The following is a 16600-nucleotide window of genomic DNA, read 5'->3' as shown; positions in this document are numbered from 1 at the left end:
GCTCCCCCGGCCCGATTTGCCCCCCCCGGCGTTCGGCCCGGACCACCTCGCGTACCCGCCCCGCCCGACCCCACGCCCCCCGCCCCCCCGCTGCCTGGGGGACGGGGGCCGTCGGCGTCGGGGGCGTGGGAGTCTGGGGCGATGGAGACTACGAGGAGGACCGTGGGTTCCGGTTCGCCCCTGGAACCGGAGATCGGCTTCTCCCGGGCGGTCCGGGTCGGTTCGCACATCGCGGTCGCCGGCACGGCCCCCCTCGGGGACGACGGGACCACCGTGGGACCGGGCGACGTCTACGCCCAGACCGTCAGGTGCCTGGACATCGCCGAAGCGGCGCTGGAGGACGCGGGGGCCTCGTGCGCGGACGTCGTCCGTACCCGCGTCATGCTCACGGACGTGACCCGCTGGCGGGAGGCGGCGCGGGCCCACGGGGAGCGCTTCGGCGCGGTGCGCCCGGCCACCACGTTCGTGGAGGTCTCGCGCTTCATCGACCCGGCCTGGCTCGTCGAGGTGGAGGTCGACGCGGTCCTCGGCTAGCCCGGTTGGGTCTCCGGTTCCCGGACCCGCTGGCCCACCAGGTGTTCGGCTCCGATCAATCCCCCGCGGGCAGCTTGTGGACCTCGGTGTCACCGGGCTCCAACCGGCGTCCGTCCGCGGCCCGGACCTCCAGCGCGCGCAGCGGACGTCCGTGCCGACGGTCGACCAACTCCGAGTGCGGCTCCCCGGGTGCGAAGAGGCTCTGTTCGCCCCACTGCCGTAGCGCCACGATCACGGGGAACAGGGCTTCGCCCTGCGGCGTCAGGACGTACTCGCGGTAGGCGCTGCCGTCGGACGCGGGGACGGAGGCGAGGACGCCACCGTCGACCAGGGCGCGCAGACGCGCGGTGAGGATGTTCTTCGCGACGCCGAGGCTGCGCTGGAACTCCCCGAAACGGCGACTCCCGTCGAACGCGTCCCGCACGATCAGCAGCGACCACCAGTCCCCGATCGCGTCGACCGACCGTGCGACCGGACAGTCACTGTCGTCGAGGCGCTTCCTTCTCACCATGCCGTTCCCCGCTCCCATGCTGGTTGCAACATGCTACCAAGCGGGCTACCGTCCCAGCTGGTGGCAAGTTGCAACCAGCTTGCCGGAGGGCGGAGGGGTGCCATGACGGGGAACCGCGAGGTCGACAGCGGAGCGACGGAGACACCGCGGCACAGGGCCGACGGCGGCGGACCCGCCCCCTCACCCGAAGGCGCTTCCCCGCCCGCACCGCCACCCCGCGGGACGGTCCCGCTCCTCGCCGTCGCCGGCGGAGCCGCAGTGGCCAACGTCTACTTCGCGCAACCGCTCCTGGTCACGATCGGCCGCGACCTCGGGATGAGCCCGGCGCTCGTCGGCGGCATCGTGACCCTCACCCAGATCGGCTACGGGCTGGGACTCCTCCTGCTGGTGCCGCTGGGGGACGTGGTCGACCGGCGGCGCCTCATCGTCACCCAACTGCTCCTGCTGGTCGGGGCCTTGGCCGTGGTCGCCGTCGCCCCCGCCGCGTCCGTGCTGCTCGCGGGCATGGCCGCCGTGGGCCTGCTCGCGGTGGTGACGCAGACCCTGGTCGTCCACGCCGCATCGCTGGCACCGCCCGACCGACGCGGGCGGGTCGTCGGCCAGGTGACCGGCGGCGTGGTCATCGGCATCCTGCTCGCCCGCACGGTCTCCGGCCTCCTCGCTGACGTCGCGGGCTGGCGGTCCGTCTACCTCGCCTCGGCGGTCCTCACCGCCCTGCTCGCCCTCGTCCTGCACCGGTCGCTCCCGCACCGCCACGGGGACGCCGCGCCGAGCACCCTGCGTTACGGTCAGCTCCTGCGCTCCACGGTCACCCTCTTCGCACGGGAACCGCTCCTCCGGCTCCGGGCCCTGCTCGCGCTCCTGGTCTTCGCCGCCTTCAGCACCCTGTGGAGCAGTGTCGCGCTGCCGCTCAGCGCGGCCCCGCACTCCCTGTCGCACACCGCGATCGGGGCGTTCGGGCTGGTCGGTGTCGTGGGCGCGCTCGCGGCCGGCGCGGCGGGGCGGCTGAACGACCGCGGACTCTCCTGTTGGACGACCGGCGGCGGCCTGGCCCTGCTCGCCGTCTCCTGGCTGCCGCTGGCCCACGTCGACGACTCGCTGTGGGCCCTGGTCGTCGGGGTGATCGTCCTGGACTTCGCCGTACAGGCGGTCCACGTCACCAACCAGACCCTCATCTACGCGCTCCACCCGGAGGCGGGCGGCCGGCTGATCGGCGGTTACATGGTCTTCTACTCGATCGGCAGCGCCACCGGTGCCCTCGCCGCGACCTCCCTCTACACGGCGTTCGGCTGGGGTGCCGTGTGCGCACTGGGCGCCGGAACCAGCGCCCTCGCGTTCCTGGTGTGGGCGCTCACCGACCGCGACCGGCTCACCGACCGCGACCGCTGAACCCGCGCAGGGCGTGCGACCCGCCCGCACGGTGCACCGGGGCCCGCCCGGGATGTCCCCAGACGTACCCAACCTCTCTCTATGCGCGTAGAGTCGCATACCCGTGCCCCGGGCCGGCGGCACGGGCGTTCTCAGCCGTTGGAAGGACATGCCATGGACGTCATCTCCGTCATCCGCGCCAAGCGGGACCGCAGCGAACTCAGCGATGAGCAGATCGACTGGGTCATCGACGCGTACACTCGCGGCACGGTCGCCGACGAGCAGATGTCCGCCCTGGCCATGGCGATCCTGCTGAACGGCATGAACCGCCGCGAGATCGCCCGCTGGACCGCCGCGATGATCGCCTCCGGCGAGCGCATGGACTTCTCGTCGCTGTCCCGGCCCACCGCCGACAAGCACTCCACCGGCGGCGTCGGCGACAAGATCACCCTGCCGCTCGCCCCGCTGGTCGCCGCGTGCGGCGCCGCCGTGCCGCAGCTCTCGGGCCGCGGCCTCGGCCACACCGGCGGCACCCTGGACAAGCTGGAGTCCATCCCCGGCTGGCGTGCGCTGCTCTCCAACGAGCAGATGCTGTCCGTCCTCGACGGGGTCGGCGCCGTGATCTGCGCGGCGGGCGACGGACTCGCCCCGGCCGACAAGAAGCTGTACGCGCTGCGGGACGTCACCGGCACCGTCGAGGCCATTCCGCTGATCGCGTCCTCGATCATGTCGAAGAAGATCGCCGAGGGCACCGGTTCCCTCGTCCTGGACGTCAAGGTCGGCACCGGCGCGTTCATGAAGAACCTGGACGACGCCCGTGAGCTGGCGTCCACCATGGTCGGCCTGGGCACCGACAGCGGAGTGCGCACGGTCGCCCTGCTCACCGACATGTCCACCCCGCTCGGCCTGACCGCGGGCAACGCACTGGAGGTCCGCGAGTCGGTCGAGGTCCTCGCGGGCGGCGGCCCGGCCGACGTCGTCGAACTCACCCTCGCGCTCGCCCGCGAGATGCTGGACGCGGCGGGGCTGCGCGACGTCGACCCGGCGAAGGCGCTCGCCGACGGTTCCGCGATGGACGTGTGGCGCCGCATGGTCGCCGCCCAGGGCGGCGACCCCGACGCGCCGCTGCCGGTCGCCCGCGAGCAGCACGTCATCACGGCGCCCGCATCCGGTGTGCTCACCCGGCTCGACGCGTACGACGTCGGCGTGGCCGCCTGGCGGCTCGGTGCCGGGCGCGCCCGCAAGGAGGACCCGGTGCAGGCCGGGGCGGGCGTCGAACTCCACGCCAAGCCCGGTGACACGGTCACCGAGGGCCAGCCGCTGCTGACCCTGCACACCGACACCCCCGAGCGCTTCGACTACGCGCTGGAGTCCTTGACGGGCGCCTACGACGTCACCGCCGCCCCGACGGACTTCGCGCCGAGCCCGATCGTCCTGGAGCGCATCTCCTAACCGTCCCGCGCCCGGCGGAACCCGCCCCGGTCGACCGTGCGTCAGCCGGGGCGGCGCGCCACGAACAGCACATGGCCGCCGTCCCCCTCGGGGACGAACTGCTCCTCCTCGACGCGGAGTCCGGCCTCGGCGAGCCACCCCCGGCTGGTGTCCGCGTCGGGGTGGCTCCACCACATGGTGACCCCGCTGCCGAGCCAGTCCTCGTCGGTGCCCGTCCAGGCGCGGTGGCCGACCGTGGCGAGGAACTGCCCGCCCGGCCGCAGCCATCCGGTGAGGCGCCGCAGCAGGGGGAGCTGCTCGTCCAGCGGGACGTGGATCAGCGAGTACAGGGCGAGCACCGCGTCGAAGGACTCCGGTGCGAAGTCGACGGCGGTGGCGTCGGCCTCGAAGAACGCGGCGTCCGGCACGAGGAGCCGGGCCCGGCGCACCTGGGTCCCGCTGATGTCGACGCCGGTGACCCGGTGCCCCGCCGCCGCCAGGTCCCGGGCGACGGGCACCCCGCTCCCGCAGCCCAGGTCGAGCACCCGGCTCCCCGGCTCCAGCCGTGCGCACAGCTCGGCGAGCCACTCCCGGTACTTGGTGTCCGCGTCGAACGCCGCCTCGTACCGCAGCGACAGCGCGTCGTAGCCGCGCCGTACGACGTCCTTGGGATCGTCCGGAACACCTTCGGCAGCACCTTCGACCGGCATGGTGCCGCACCGTAGTCGGGGCGCGGCGACCCCGCGAGGGGTTTTCGCCCGGCACCGCCCCGAGGCCCGCTGCGGTTCAGCCGGCGGACCCCTGAGCGGGCACCGCACCGAAGTCCGTGGCCGCCACGTACGCGGCGAGGCCCCGGGGCTCCCGCCCGAGCACCCGCTGCACCCCGTCGCCGAGCGCCTCACTGCGGCCCTCACGGATGTGCCGGAACAACTGCACCAGCAACTGGGCCACCTCCTCGGGCGTCCCGGCGGCCCGCTGCTCCGCCAGGTACTCCTCGTCGCTGACCGCCACGTGCCGCAGGGGCCGTCCGGCGGCGGCACCGATCTCGGCGAGGGTCTCCCCGAGGGTCAGCGCCCGCGGCCCGGACAGGACGTACGTCTCGCCCACGTGCCCGTCCTCGGTCAGAGCGACGGCGGCGACCTCGGCCAGGTCCTCCAGGTCGATGAACGCCTCCCGACCCTCGCCGGTGGGGATGCGCAGCTCGCCCGTGGTGAACACGGAGGAGAGGAACCACTCCTCCGTGAAGTTCTGGACGAACCACCCGGGGCGCAGGATCGTCCAGTCGAGGCCCGACTCGGTCACCGCGTCCTCGGTGGCGAGCAAGGCGGGGTCGTCGACCTCGCCCCAGACCCGGGCGGACAGCAACACCAGCCGCTGCACGCCCCGTTCGGCGGCGAGCCGGGTGAAGGACCGGACCTCGGTGGCGGCGTCCGGGCCCTGGGAGTCCACGAGGTAGACGGCGCGCACCCCTTCGAGGGCGGGCCCCCAGGTGTCGGGGTCGGACCAGTCGAAGCGGGTCGTGGCCTTGCGGGAGGCGGGGCGGGCGGTGAAGCCGCGTCGGGTCAGCTCGGCGGTGACCCGGCGGCCGGTCTTGCCGGTCCCGCCGAGGACGAGCACGGGCGCGGAGTTCTGTTCGGTCGTCATGCACACCAGTCAAACCGCAGGTGGCGGGGTGCGCGATGGCTGTCGCGCTCAGGTGGATGTCCATCCGTCCAGGGGGCGCCCCGGCGCCGGCGCCCGAGCCGGGAGCCGTCCGGTCGCCGGCCTGCCTAGACTCACAGGATGGATGACGCGCTGTCCGTCCTGCTGCGGGACGTCCGTCCGCAGGGGGCACTGTTCGACCAGGCCGTGTTGCGCCCGCCGTGGTCCCTCCGCTTCGAGGAGCGGAACCAGCTCGTCCTGCTCACCATGTTCAGCGGTGAGGCGTGGCTCAGCAGCGACGCGGTCGGCGGGGTGACCCCGGCGCCCGTTCTGCTGCGCCCCGGCGACGTGGCGATCGTGGTGGGCCCCGAGCCGTACGTCATCAGCGACGATCCCGGCACGGCCCCGCTCGTCGTCGTGCAGAGCCCTGCTCGCTGTACGACGCCGGGGGGCGCCCTGCTGATCGACGACTGCCCGGGGTGCCGGCACGCGACGGGCGCGCGGGACGGTCGGGGCGAGGGGTGCGAGGGCGAGGGGCCGCAGCCGGTGGCGCTCAAGGGCACGTACCGGGTGGAGAGCAGCGTGTCGCAGCGGGTGCTGGACGTCCTGCCGCGGTTCGTCCGGGTGCCGGCGCCGCCGGGCGGGTCCGCGACCCTGGAGATGATCGCCGAGGAGATCCACCGGAACACCCCCGGGCAGCAGGTGGTCCTGGACCGGCTGCTGGAGCTGCTGCTGGTGTCGAGTCTGCGGGCCTGGTTCGAACTGCCGGAGGCGTCGGCCCCGTCCTGGTACCGGGCGTACGGGGACCCGGTCGTCAGTCGGGCCCTGAAGCTGTTGCACGACGACCCGGCCCGCCCCTGGACGGTCGCCGCGCTCGCCGCGACGGTGGGGGTCTCCCGGGCGGGGCTCGCCCGGCGGTTCACCGAGCTGATGGGGAGCCCGCCGATGGCGTACCTCACGGAGTGGCGGATCTGTCTCGCAGCGGATCTGCTGTCCCGTACCGACGACACGGTCGAGGCGGTGTCCCGGCGGGTCGGCTACGCCAATGCGTATGCGCTGAGCGTGGCGTTCAAACGGACGAAGGGCGTGCGCCCCACGGAGCACCGGGCGATGTCCCGTACGCCCTGACCGGAGCGGTGCTGCTTCGCCGTCGGGCGGCCGGTCCGCGGTGGTTGCCCGCGCCCCCTTTGGTGCGCTGTCCTGCGGACCGCGGTGCTCTGCGGGTGCGCGGTGGTCGCTCGCGCCGTTCCCCGCGCCCCCTTCGGGGCGCCCTGGTGCGGGTGCGCTGCACTGCGCGGTGCGTGGTGGTTGCTCGCGCCGTTCCCCGCGCCCCTGACGGGGCGCCCCCTGGTGCGGGTGGGTTGTGCGGCCGTAGCCCGTACGGGCCCCGATAAGGGGCGCGGGGAACTGCGCAAATCCACCGCGCACCCGCACAGCACGGCGAACCCGAGCCAGGACGGCCCCGATAAGGGGCGCGGGGAACTGCGCGAAACCGACCGCGCACCCGAGAGGGACAGCGCACCCGAGCCGGGACGGGCCCCGATAGGGGCGCGGGGAACTGCGCAGAACCACCGCGCACCCGCACGGAACCGCCCACCGCCAGGTGAACGCGCGCACAGGCCGACGCCCGCCCCCGAGAGGAGGACAGGCGCCAGTGCCCGAGTACCGAAGCGCGCGCCTAGAACTGGACGTCAGAGCAGGAGTAGAACGCGTTCTCCGTGTTGTCCACGGTCCACACACCGAGGATCAGGTGCTTGCCGGACTTCTGCGGCAGAACCCCGGAGTGGCTGACGGTCCAGTCCGGCATGCGACCGCCGAACGGCACCGTCAGGAACGGCTGCGGGTCGAGATCCGCCCTGGTCAGCGGCTTGGACGGGTCATACCCGTCCTTGGTGATGTAGTAGCGGAAGTCAGTCGTGGCGTGCCGGGCGACCATGCGCCAGGTGAAGGTGTAGTTCTGGCCGCTGTTGACCTTGGTCGCAGGCCACTTGCCGCCGCGCGGGTCGTCCAGCTCGGAGAACCGGCCGATGCCGCCCGCACAGATCTGACCGTCGGCGGGGCCGCGCCCGGGGAAGCCCTTGTAGCCCTCGACGCTCCACGCCTCCCATTCGATCTGGCCGCAGTTCTGGACGCTCCCGTTCCCGCACAGCGTGGAGCGGCTGGCGGGCGAGTCCACGTAACCGTGGCCCTGAGCGCTGCCGGTGGTGGCGAAGAGCGCGGCGACGGCCAGGCCCGCGCCGAGCACGGAGGTGCTGAGTCTTTTGCGCATGGTTCACTCCTGAGGTGGGGGTGCCTCGATGTCGTGGGGGAGGCGGAGTCATCAGCGTGGTCTAGACCAGGACCCAGGGTATTTCGGCCAGTTGGACCTCTCCAACGCTGCTTTCGGTCACATGGGAACGCGGGCGAAGGCGTTCAATTCCGCCCCACACCTCGTTGAGCGTGCAACCGTCCGGGCCCCGGCGACGGGCCGCCCGCGTCGGAACCCCGCAACGTCAGGGGCGCGCGGAACCCGAACGCCCGCCGTCCGACGGGCCCGCACCGGCCTCCCGGACCCCACCGCTCCCCGATGGCTCAACTCCGGCACCCGCCGCGCTTCCCGGCCCCTCGTGACCGGCTCAGCCCGGCAGCAGGTGCCCCCGCTGCGCCAGCAGGAACCGTTTGAACGCCGCCACGGGAGGAGTGTCCGGACCGCCGCCCGCGAGCCAGGCCACCCCGATCTCGCGCACCGCGCGCGGCGCCGTCACCGTCAGCTCCACCACCCCCGGCCGGGCCACCGTGGGCGGCGGCAACAGCGCCACCCCGAGCCCCGCCTGCACCAGACCCCGCAGGGTCTCGGCCTCCTCGCCCTCGAAGGCCACCCGCGGCCGGAAGCCCGCCGCCGCGCACAGGTCGTCGGTGATGCGGCGCAGCCCGTACCCCTCCTCCAGCGTCACGAAGGTCTCGTCGGCGGCCTCCGCGAGACGGATGCGGCGCCGCCCCGCCAGGCGGTGGTCGTCCGGCACCACGAGCCGCAACCGCTGCTCGTCCAACCGCCGGGCCGCCAGATCGGGCGCGTCCGGCACCGGAGAGGTCAGGCACAGGTCCAGCTCCCCCGCGCGCAGCCGCTCCAACATGGCCTCGCCGTAGTTCTGCACCAGGCTGAAGCGGATCCGCGGGTGATCGGCACGGAAGGCGCGGATCAGTCCGGGGACCGTCTCCGTGCCCAGGGTGTGCAGGAAGCCGAAGGCGACCTTCCCGCTCGCCGGATCGGTGTCGGCGCGCACCTCCTCGGCGGCCCGCCCGATGCCGTCGAGCGCGCGCTCGACGGAGGTGAGGAAGGTGCGGCCGGCCGGGGTGAGCGCGACGGTGCGGCCCCGCCGTGCGAACAGGTCGACCCCGAGGTCCTGCTCCAGCCGGACCATCGCCCGCGACAGCGTCGACTGCGGCACCTGCATCTCCTGCGCGGCCCGCGTCACGTGCTCGGTACGGGCCACCCCGGCGAAGTACGCCAGCCGCGGCGCCAGCAGTGTGACGATGTCTTCTACGTCACCAGCAGGTGACAGCCGCGGCCCTGAGCTCTCCTTATGCACCATGGGAACGATTATGGACGTTCCATGCATTGGACGCATGAGAATCCCGGTCGTACGTTCAGAACATGCCTGCCGCAAGTACCGGGGCGGTCACACGGTCCACCGGGCGCGCCCCGGCCGCCCCCGTCGTGACCGCCGCCCCGCCCACCGCCCCGTCCCCGATCGCACCCGTCACCTCGACCGTCGCCCCGGCCACCCGCGCCGGGGCCGGGGACGCCGCGCCGCCCGCCCCGTCGGACCGGCGCCTGGCCCCCGGCGGCCCCGGCTACCGTCGGATGAGCCTCGCCCTGTTCCTCGCGGGCCTCGCGACCTTCGCCCTGCTGTACTCGACCCAGGCCCTGCTCCCGCTGATCTCCACCGAGTTCGCGGTCGGCGCGGCCGACGCCAGCTGGACGGTGTCCGCCGCCACCGGCGCCCTCGCCCTGTTCGTCCTGCCGCTGAGCGCCCTGTCCGAACGGTTCGGCCGCCGCACCCTGATGACCGTGTCGCTGGCCGTCGCGGTCGGGGTGTCCCTGCTGATCCCGTTCGCCCCCTCGCTCGGCGCGCTGATCGCCCTGCGGGCCGTGCAGGGCGCCGCACTGGCCGGCGTGCCCGCCTCCGCCATGGCGTTCCTCGCCGAGGAGGTGCGGCCCAAGGCACTGGTCGCCGCGATCGGGCTGTTCGTCGCGGGCAACAGCATCGGCGGCATGAGCGGCCGGGTCGTCACCGGCTGGGTCGCCCAGGAGTGGGGCTGGCGGGTCGCGCTCGGCGTGCTCGGCGTGTTCGCCGTACTGACCGCGCTGGCGTTCCGGGCCCTGATCCCCGCACCCCGCCACTTCACGGCCGCGCCGCTCAGCCCGCGCCACCTCGGCCGCACGGTCCGCGAGCACCTGGCGAACCCGCTGCTGCGCCGGCTGTACGCGATCGGCGCCCTCTTCATGACGGTGTTCGGCGCGGTGTACACGGTGATCGGCTACCGCCTCACCGAGGCCCCGTTCTCGCTGCCCCAGGGCGTGGTGGGTTCGATCTTCCTCGTCTACCTGGTGGGTACGGTGTCCTCGGCCGCCGCCGGTCAACTCGTCGCCCGGCTCGGCCGGCGCGGCGCCCTCTACCTGGCGGGCACGACCACCTCGATCGGGCTGTTGCTGTCGCTCGCCGGTTCGCTCGTCTGGGTGCTCGCCGGACTGGTGCTGATCACCGCCGGGTTCTTCGCGGGGCACGCCGTCGCCTCCGCGGCGGTCAGCCGCACCGCCACCCACGGACGGGCCCAGGCGTCGGCGCTGTACCAGTCGGCGTACTACCTGGGCTCCAGTGCGGGCAGCACCGTCGGAGCGCTGGCGTTCCACGCCGGAGGATGGCCGGCCGCCGTCGCCCTGGGACTGTTCGCCGTGGTCGGAGTCGTCGTGATCACCCTGGTCGGCACCCGCGCCGCCCGGGTGGCCGCCCGGACCGCCGGGCCCGCCGTCCGGCCGGCCCCCGCCCCGGTGGTGGCGGGACGGTACCGAGGGGTGGCCCGCGCGGCGCGGTGAACGCCGGCCGGGGGCGGCGTCGCGGGGCGACCGCCTCGGCACGGGCAACGGGCAGACAGGCGAACCACGTTACGCCGACCACGAGGGCCGTGCAGGCAGAAGACGCAGGCCAGCCCGATTGTCAGTGGCCTCCTGTACGTTTCCCCGTGCTGGCGCCGCACAGGGGCGACGCCGACACCACAGGGGTGGGCTGGACCATGACTGACAGTACGGCGGCTATCGACCTCGACGTCCGGTTGGAGAAGCACCGGGTGGAGCTGACGGGCTACTGCTACCGCATGCTCGGCTCGTCCTTCGAAGCGGAGGACGCCGTCCAGGACACGATGGTCCGCGCCTGGCGCAGCTTCGACAAGTTCGAGGGCCGTTCCTCGCTGCGCTCCTGGCTGTACCGCATCGCGACCAACGTCTGCCTGGACATGCTGAACGCGGGCAACCGTCGGGCCCGCCCGATGGACCTCACCGAGCCGCAGCACCACGCGACCGCGGTCCTCAAGGAGCGTGCCGAACCCACCTGGTTGGAGCCCGCGCCCGACGGCCGGGTCCTGCCCGACACCGCCGGCCCCGAACAGGCCGTGGTGGCCCGGGAGTCGGTGCGCCTCGCGTTCATGGCCGCGCTCCAGCACCTTCCGCCCAAGCAGCGGGTGGTGCTGATCCTGCGCGAGGTGCTGGCCTGGCGCGCCCAGGAGGTCGCCGACCTCCTGGGCACCTCGGTGGCCTCCGTCAACAGCGCGCTCCAGCGGGCCCGCTCGACCCTGGCCGCGGCGAACGTCCGGGAGTCCGACGCGGCCGAGCCCGCCGACGAGGAACAGCAGAAGCTCCTCAAGCGGTACGTCGAGGCGTTCGAGGGCTACGACATGAAGCTGCTCACCGCCCTCCTCCATGACGACGCGGTGCTGTCCATGCCCCCGTACGACCTCTGGCTCCAGGGCCACGACGAGATCACCGGCTGGATGCTGGGCCACGGCGCGGTCTGCCGGGGCTCGATCCTCGTCCCGACCGTCGCCAACGGCACCCCGGCGTTCGCCCAGTACCACGCCACGCAGACCCCGGGCCGCTACGAGCCGTGGGCGCTCCAGGTGGTGGAGATCTCAGACGGTCGGATCGTGGAGATCACCAACTTCCTCGACACGGCCCGGTGGTTCCCGCTGTTCGACCTCCCGCTCCACCTGGAGCGGTAGCCCGACCAACCGGATCAGTTCCCGCAGCGCGGGGGGCGGATCGCGTACGACGATCCGTCCCCCGGCGCGGCGGGCGGTCAGCTGGAGGCGGGCCAGCAGGTCGACGGCCGCGAGACCGGGGGCGACGAGCGCCCCCGCGTCGCAGACGACCCGGCCCGACCCGGTCGCCGCCAGCCGCAGCCGCACGTCCTCGCACAGCAGGATGACTTCTCCCCGCACCACCTCGGCGGGGAGAACCAGAACAGCAGGTGAATTGGCGTCCACGCACGGTAGACCCCGCTCCTCAGGAGAACTCATCGCGTTCCTGCGCGGGACGGCGCCCGGCAGCCGTAGCGCCAGGCGCTCACGGGCGGTGCGGGGTGTCGGGACGCCCTAGAGGATCACGGGATCACCAGGGTGGTGAGCACCACGACGGCGACCACCATCGACGTCACCCCCATCACCAGGCTCACCGAACCCTTGGCGAGGTTGTTGTCCACCATCCCGCCGGTCACGGCGAAGCACAGCCAGCACCCCCAGTAGAGCTCCAGCACGCCGAACGTCAGCAGTCCGGAGGCCGCGGCGGCGGCGTCCCAGCTGCTGTTGATCGCCGTCTTGTACGAGGTGTCCGGGGCGAGCGCCACGCCGAGTTGCGGCAGGGACAGGCTGGCCATCCCCGCAATGGCGGTGAACGTCAGCCACCGTCGTACCGGCGACAACAGGTGGTTCACCAAAACCGTCCTCGTTCTTCGACCGCGAACCGGGCCAGGCGGCCACGGGCGTCCTGCACCCGGTTCTGGGACCAGTGTTCTCTCTTCGACAGGTGGACGAGCACCTCTCTCAGTTCGTCCACCCGCTCGGCGACCTCCGCCAACTGCTGGTCGCGGCGCCGTGCCGCTGGACGTGCCCCGTACACCTCCAGCAGGAGGACGAGGGCCGCTGCTGCGACCAGGGCGGCCATGACCACGAGCGGGGCGCTGGTGGCGAGGAGCGTCACCAGCGGGCTCAGTGCGACGGTGCACTGGAGAGCGCGCAGCACCAGCCGGCGACGCAGGTCGCGGCCCAGGTCGTCCATCAGGGACTCCGCCTGCTGGAGCAGCAGCTCGAAGTCCCGCCCCGAGTCGGCTGCGCGTCGTGCGGGGGGAGGGTTCGTCGCAGGGGTGGGAACCGCGTTGTTCTCGTTCCGTCCATCAGGGAACGGCCAGGTCACAGCAGTTCCTTGAGGGTCCGGTACAAGTGCCCTAGGAGCGCCCCCACTCCTGTGCTGTCGAGCTGGCTGAACTGAGGCCGCAGGGTGTCGCTGAACGTGTGTCGCAGCAGCTGCGAGCTGATCGGCACCACGGCGATCCGTAGGTCGGTCTGATCCGCCAGGTCCCGCAGTGCCGTGCAGAAGGCGGACTCACCGGCGGGAGGTTGCGCCGAGGTGTCCGAGCCGGGAATGTAGTGGTCCCGGGCGTCGTGGATGCGGTCCCAGTACAGGTCGGCCTTGGACACCGCGACGACCAGCCAGCGCAGGCTCCGTTCCGCCGCGCGCGTTTCCTGAATGCGATCGCATAACTGTTCGAAGTCGGCGGCCTCCTTCTCCAGGTGCCAGGAGCGGACGCTTTCCTGGGTGAGGTTGCCGGAGCCGTCTCTCGCCGTTCTGTCCAGCACGTTCTGATTCGAACGGTTCCAGACCTTGTTGTGCCCCCAGCAGACGACATGGATGATGCCTTTGGGGGACGTGTGCTCGCTCAGGATCTGGTTCATGGCGCGGTCGCGCTCCTGCGCCACCTGCCCCGGCACCACCAGTGCGGACACCCGGATGCGCAAGGAGCCGAGGACCAGGCTGCGGTGTCCCGACTCGGCGGTGAGGCTCTTCGTCGTCTCTCCGCCACCGAGCCGGATGCCACCCTCGGACAGCGCGTCGAACAGCATCGTCTTGCCCGCACCGGGCTCACCCGTGAAGGCGAGGGTGTGTCGAACGAGCCCTGGTCTGGCCCGCCCCGCACGGATGTCACTCGACGAGGTCCGGCGCCGCCCGGTGGCATCTGCCGCGCGTACCGCGGCGTCCCAACCGGCTCTTGTTTCATCCCAGTTGTCAGACATGGGCCGTGCGCCCTCCCCCGTGGGTGACCGGGCCCTCATCGTAGGGGCGGGGCGGTGCTCATGCGAGGGATACGGAGGGATCGTCACCCGATGCCCGTTCCTCGTCCAGGGCGGGTCGAGCCCTCGGGGTCGCGTCCGACGGCCGTTGCGTCGAGGGCGTCGGCGCTACCGGCCGCCGAACCCGGAGGCCAACGGCATCCGCAGCCCCAACGGCGGCGGCGCGGCCAACGCATCGGCCACCGGCCGGGCGAACCGCACTCCGAACAGCGTGCCGAGGACGAAGTTCACGGACAGCGCCCGCACCTCGTCCTGGTACTGGCGCAACCCGTGCCCGTCCGCGTGCACCTCGAACCGGCAGATGTCCCGGTTGGCCTTCTTGGCCCGGGCCGCCAACCGGAACGACAGCTCGGGATCGTTCCGTACGTCCTTCGTGCCGTGCACGATCATCACCCGTCGTCCGGCCAGCTGCTTGACCGGCTCTGGCGGCTCCGCCCCGCCCTCCTCGGGCAGCCAGGGCGCCAGCGCCAGCACCGAGTGCACCGCCGGATGCCCGCCGGCCCGGAGCGCGGCCCGCCCGCCCATCCCGACCCCGGCGAGGCACACGGGCACGTCCCCGTACCGGCGGACGGCCTCGTCGGCGGCCCACTGGGCGTCCGAGGCCAGCAGGGCCTGCGGCCCGTTCCAGCCGCGCGCCCGGTAGCGCACCACATGCGTGACGAGCCCCTTGCCCCGGCCGCGACGGGCCAGATGCCGCCCGAGACCCCGGGCGGAGCCCACCGCCAGCCGTGAGGGCCGCCGCTCGGAGGCCTCCTCACCCGCCGGCAGCACCAGCACGACCCCGCTCACCGTCGCGCCCGCGGGCCCCCACGCCTTCTCCAACCGCGCCGCGCGCACCTGAGCCGCTCCCAGTCCCATGACAGAACACTCCCAGAAGTAGTGGTGCGTGCCACACGTCCTTGGGATCACCTTTACGTATCGGCGGATCGCCACCCTCGGCATCTACGCGCGTAGGAGGTACAGTGCGCAAATGACGAGCCAGACCAGTCAGCACCCCGAGCCCCCCAGCGCCGACCAGATCCGCCGGGCTCCCAAGGTCCTTCTGCACGACCACCTGGACGGCGGCCTGCGCCCCGGCACCGTGGTCGACCTCGCCCGTGAGAGCGGGTACGACGCCCTCCCCGAGACCGATGCCGACAAGCTCGGCGTCTGGTTCCGGGAGGCGGCCGACTCCGGTTCGCTGGAACGGTACCTGGAGACCTTCGCGCACACCTGCGCCGTCATGCAGACCAAGGAGGCGCTGTTCCGGGTCGCCGCCGAGTGCGCCGAAGACCTCGCCGAGGACGGCGTCGTCTACGCCGAGGTGCGCTACGCGCCCGAGCAGCACCTGGAGCAGGGCCTCACCCTCGAAGAGGTCGTCGAAGCCGTCAACGACGGCTTCCGCGAGGGCGAGCGCCGGGCCAGGGAGAACGGCCACCGCATCCGGGTGGGCGCCCTGCTGACCGCGATGCGCCACGCGGCCCGCGCACTGGAGATCGCCGAACTCGCCAACCGCTACCGCGACCTCGGCGTCGTCGGGTTCGACATCGCGGGCGCCGAAGCGGGGTTCCCCCCCACCCGGCACCTCGACGCCTTCGAGTACCTGAAGCGCGAGAACAACCACTTCACGATCCACGCCGGTGAGGCGTTCGGTCTGCCCTCCATCTGGCAGGCCCTCCAGTGGTGCGGCGCCGACCGGCTCGGCCACGGCGTGCGGATCATCGACGACATCGAGGTCGCCGAGGACGGCTCGGTCAAGCTCGGCCGGCTCGCCTCCTACGTCCGCGACAAGCGCATCCCGCTGGAGCTGTGCCCGACCTCCAACCTCCAGACGGCAGCCGCGGCCTCCTACGCGGAGCACCCCATCGGACTGCTGCGCCGCCTGCACTTCCGGGCGACCGTGAACACCGACAACCGACTGATGTCGGGCACCAGCATGAGCCGCGAGTTCGAGCACCTGGTCGACACGTTCGGATACTCGCTCGACGACATGCAGTGGTTCACCGTCAATGCGATGAAATCAGCGTTCATTCCTTTCGATGAACGTCTCGCCATGATCAACGACGTGATCAAGCCCGGATACGCCGAGTTGAAGTCCGCGTGGCTCTTCGAGCAGACCGCTTCGACCAGGGGTTCCCTCGCCCACGAGGGCTGAGAAGCACAGCGCGCGGGCGGCCGGGTGAACCAACACTCCGGCCGCCCGTGCGTGTTTGCGGCAACCCTGCGCCCTGGCTACGTTTCTTGACCGCTCGTCTCGGAAATGTCGCTCTTTCGCGCCCGCAACAGCGCGTTCAACAGCAAGGACGCAATTCTCCATGAAGCAGTCTGCCGCCAAGACCCTTGGTGTCGCCGCGCTCGGTGCCGCCTTCGCCGCAGTCGGCGCCGGTGCCGCGAACGCCGCTCCCGCGGTGCCCGACGCCACCTCCGCCGTGGGCGGTGTCGCCAGGACCCTCCCGCTCGCCGACGCCGCGAAGATCCTCCCCGTCGCGGACGCCGGCAAGCTCGTGCCCGACACCCGTTCCGTGGAGGCCACGAAGACCGCCCTCGGCACCACGGCCACCACCGCCCGGCCGACCATCACCCAGGCCCTGACCGGCGCCCTGCCGACCAAGGGCCTGCCCCTGGTCGGCGGCCTCCTCGGCGGCCTGCCGGTCAACGGGATCCCGCTGGGCTGACCCCACCCCCGCACGACGAGGCCCGCCCCCCCCGTTTTGGGCGGGCGCGCGGGTGGGCGACGGGGGGGACCCGGTGGTAGGG

The 16600-nt window shown here is 72.6% G+C and carries 18 protein-coding genes; 8 read left to right on the top strand and 10 right to left on the bottom strand.

Features of this window, described 5'->3' with window-relative positions; translation table 11 throughout:
* Positions 1–141 precede the first annotated feature (141 nt).
* Entirely contained in the window at positions 142–534 is a 393-nt protein-coding gene (locus tag ACFWIA_RS34335) for a RidA family protein (RefSeq protein ID WP_387011194.1), read from the top strand.
* Between the two features lie 55 nt (positions 535–589).
* Here ACFWIA_RS34335 and ACFWIA_RS34330 read toward each other — a convergent pair whose 3' ends face one another.
* Positions 590–1045, bottom strand: a complete 456-nt coding sequence (locus ACFWIA_RS34330) for a winged helix-turn-helix transcriptional regulator (protein WP_387011193.1) — start codon at positions 1043–1045, stop codon at positions 590–592.
* Between the two features lie 102 nt (positions 1046–1147).
* Between ACFWIA_RS34330 and ACFWIA_RS34325 the strand changes: the two genes are divergently transcribed.
* Both ACFWIA_RS34325 and ACFWIA_RS34320 read left to right on the top strand, forming a co-directional pair.
* Positions 1148–2434, top strand: coding sequence for an MFS transporter (locus tag ACFWIA_RS34325; RefSeq protein WP_387011192.1), 1287 nt, complete (start codon positions 1148–1150; stop codon positions 2432–2434).
* Between the two features lie 153 nt (positions 2435–2587).
* A complete protein-coding gene (locus tag ACFWIA_RS34320) occupies positions 2588–3865 on the top strand; it encodes a thymidine phosphorylase (protein ID WP_387011191.1) in 1278 nt (425 codons plus the stop codon).
* Between the two features lie 41 nt (positions 3866–3906).
* Here ACFWIA_RS34320 and ACFWIA_RS34315 read toward each other — a convergent pair whose 3' ends face one another.
* Positions 3907–4554, bottom strand: a complete 648-nt coding sequence (locus tag ACFWIA_RS34315) for a class I SAM-dependent methyltransferase (protein ID WP_387011190.1) — start codon at positions 4552–4554, stop codon at positions 3907–3909.
* A 76-nt stretch (positions 4555–4630) separates the two neighbouring features.
* Positions 4631–5488, bottom strand: coding sequence for an NAD(P)H-binding protein (locus ACFWIA_RS34310; RefSeq protein WP_387011189.1), 858 nt, complete (start codon positions 5486–5488; stop codon positions 4631–4633).
* A gap of 138 nt (positions 5489–5626) precedes the next feature.
* Here ACFWIA_RS34310 and ACFWIA_RS34305 point away from each other — a divergent pair, with 138 nt between their 5' ends.
* Positions 5627–6613 carry a cupin domain-containing protein gene (locus tag ACFWIA_RS34305; protein WP_387011188.1) on the top strand — a complete coding sequence of 329 codons (987 nt, stop codon included), beginning with the start codon at positions 5627–5629 and terminating at the stop codon, positions 6611–6613.
* Positions 6614–7163: 550 nt separating this feature from the next.
* Here the strand turns inward: ACFWIA_RS34305 and ACFWIA_RS34300 are convergent.
* Positions 7164–7754 (bottom strand): lytic polysaccharide monooxygenase, encoded by a 591-nt coding sequence (locus tag ACFWIA_RS34300; RefSeq protein ID WP_387011187.1) that lies wholly within the window; start codon positions 7752–7754, stop codon positions 7164–7166.
* 346 nt (positions 7755–8100) lie between these two features.
* A complete protein-coding gene (locus tag ACFWIA_RS34295; protein WP_387011186.1) occupies positions 8101–9057 on the bottom strand; it encodes a LysR family transcriptional regulator in 957 nt (318 codons plus the stop codon).
* Positions 9058–9119: 62 nt separating this feature from the next.
* Here ACFWIA_RS34295 and ACFWIA_RS34290 point away from each other — a divergent pair, with 62 nt between their 5' ends.
* Together ACFWIA_RS34290 and ACFWIA_RS34285 are read left to right on the top strand one after the other, a co-directional pair.
* Positions 9120–10562 carry an MFS transporter gene (locus tag ACFWIA_RS34290; RefSeq protein WP_387011185.1) on the top strand — a complete coding sequence of 481 codons (1443 nt, stop codon included), beginning with the start codon at positions 9120–9122 and terminating at the stop codon, positions 10560–10562.
* A gap of 197 nt (positions 10563–10759) precedes the next feature.
* Complete coding sequence (locus tag ACFWIA_RS34285; RefSeq protein ID WP_385760528.1) at positions 10760–11740, top strand: sigma-70 family RNA polymerase sigma factor; 981 nt, start codon at positions 10760–10762, stop codon at positions 11738–11740.
* Here ACFWIA_RS34285 and ACFWIA_RS34280 read toward each other — a convergent pair.
* From ACFWIA_RS34280 to ACFWIA_RS34260, 5 genes are all read right to left on the bottom strand, one after another.
* On the bottom strand, positions 11651–12037 hold the full coding sequence (locus tag ACFWIA_RS34280) for an STAS domain-containing protein (RefSeq protein ID WP_387011183.1): 387 nt from the start codon (positions 12035–12037) through the stop codon (positions 11651–11653). The two genes, ACFWIA_RS34285 and ACFWIA_RS34280, sit on opposite strands and share 90 nt — an antisense overlap.
* An 83-nt stretch (positions 12038–12120) precedes the next feature.
* On the bottom strand, positions 12121–12450 hold the full coding sequence (locus ACFWIA_RS34275) for a hypothetical protein (RefSeq protein ID WP_387011182.1): 330 nt from the start codon (positions 12448–12450) through the stop codon (positions 12121–12123).
* The gene (locus ACFWIA_RS34270) at positions 12447–12929 is read right to left on the bottom strand and encodes a hypothetical protein (protein WP_387011181.1); all 483 of its coding nucleotides are present in this window, start codon (positions 12927–12929) and stop codon (positions 12447–12449) included. Before ACFWIA_RS34270 ends, ACFWIA_RS34275 begins: the two co-directional genes overlap by 4 nt.
* Positions 12926–13807: a hypothetical protein gene (locus tag ACFWIA_RS34265; RefSeq protein ID WP_387011180.1), complete on the bottom strand. Its 882-nt coding sequence runs from the start codon at positions 13805–13807 to the stop codon at positions 12926–12928. Before ACFWIA_RS34265 ends, ACFWIA_RS34270 begins: the two co-directional genes overlap by 4 nt.
* A 165-nt stretch (positions 13808–13972) precedes the next feature.
* Entirely contained in the window at positions 13973–14722 is a 750-nt protein-coding gene (locus tag ACFWIA_RS34260) for an alpha/beta hydrolase (protein WP_387011179.1), read from the bottom strand.
* A 112-nt stretch (positions 14723–14834) separates the two neighbouring features.
* On the opposite strand from ACFWIA_RS34260, the gene ACFWIA_RS34255 reads away from it, so the two are divergent.
* Entirely contained in the window at positions 14835–15998 is a 1164-nt protein-coding gene (locus ACFWIA_RS34255; protein WP_387011178.1) for an adenosine deaminase, read from the top strand.
* 160 nt (positions 15999–16158) lie between these two features.
* Complete coding sequence (locus tag ACFWIA_RS34250) at positions 16159–16518, top strand: ATP-binding protein (protein WP_387011177.1); 360 nt, start codon at positions 16159–16161, stop codon at positions 16516–16518.
* Positions 16519–16600: the final 82 nt, after the last annotated feature.

Origin of the sequence: Streptomyces sp. NPDC127068, from assembly GCF_042724695.1 — a bacterium.
GTDB lineage: Bacteria > Actinomycetota > Actinomycetes > Streptomycetales > Streptomycetaceae > Streptomyces.
This window is presented reverse-complemented; position numbering and strand designations above follow the sequence as displayed.

Bases quoted from the DNA above. Each gene is read 5' to 3' on its own strand.
- ACFWIA_RS34320 (WP_387011191.1), top strand. From the start codon at position 2,588: ATGGACGTCATCTCCGTCATCCGCGCCAAGCGGGACCGCAGCGAACTC.
- ACFWIA_RS34310 (WP_387011189.1), bottom strand. From the start codon at position 5,488: ATGACGACCGAACAGAACTCCGCGCCCGTGCTCGTCCTCGGCGGGACC.
- ACFWIA_RS34315 (WP_387011190.1), bottom strand. From the start codon at position 4,554: ATGCCGGTCGAAGGTGCTGCCGAAGGTGTTCCGGACGATCCCAAGGAC.
- ACFWIA_RS34280 (WP_387011183.1), bottom strand. From the start codon at position 12,037: ATGAGTTCTCCTGAGGAGCGGGGTCTACCGTGCGTGGACGCCAATTCA.
- ACFWIA_RS34285 (WP_385760528.1), top strand. From the start codon at position 10,760: ATGACTGACAGTACGGCGGCTATCGACCTCGACGTCCGGTTGGAGAAG.
- ACFWIA_RS34290 (WP_387011185.1), top strand. From the start codon at position 9,120: ATGCCTGCCGCAAGTACCGGGGCGGTCACACGGTCCACCGGGCGCGCC.
- ACFWIA_RS34255 (WP_387011178.1), top strand. From the start codon at position 14,835: ATGACGAGCCAGACCAGTCAGCACCCCGAGCCCCCCAGCGCCGACCAG.
- ACFWIA_RS34330 (WP_387011193.1), bottom strand. From the start codon at position 1,045: ATGGTGAGAAGGAAGCGCCTCGACGACAGTGACTGTCCGGTCGCACGG.
- ACFWIA_RS34250 (WP_387011177.1), top strand. From the start codon at position 16,159: ATGAAGCAGTCTGCCGCCAAGACCCTTGGTGTCGCCGCGCTCGGTGCC.
- ACFWIA_RS34335 (WP_387011194.1), top strand. From the start codon at position 142: ATGGAGACTACGAGGAGGACCGTGGGTTCCGGTTCGCCCCTGGAACCG.
- ACFWIA_RS34260 (WP_387011179.1), bottom strand. From the start codon at position 14,722: ATGGGACTGGGAGCGGCTCAGGTGCGCGCGGCGCGGTTGGAGAAGGCG.
- ACFWIA_RS34265 (WP_387011180.1), bottom strand. From the start codon at position 13,807: ATGTCTGACAACTGGGATGAAACAAGAGCCGGTTGGGACGCCGCGGTA.
- ACFWIA_RS34305 (WP_387011188.1), top strand. From the start codon at position 5,627: ATGGATGACGCGCTGTCCGTCCTGCTGCGGGACGTCCGTCCGCAGGGG.
- ACFWIA_RS34295 (WP_387011186.1), bottom strand. From the start codon at position 9,057: ATGGTGCATAAGGAGAGCTCAGGGCCGCGGCTGTCACCTGCTGGTGAC.
- ACFWIA_RS34325 (WP_387011192.1), top strand. From the start codon at position 1,148: ATGACGGGGAACCGCGAGGTCGACAGCGGAGCGACGGAGACACCGCGG.
- ACFWIA_RS34300 (WP_387011187.1), bottom strand. From the start codon at position 7,754: ATGCGCAAAAGACTCAGCACCTCCGTGCTCGGCGCGGGCCTGGCCGTC.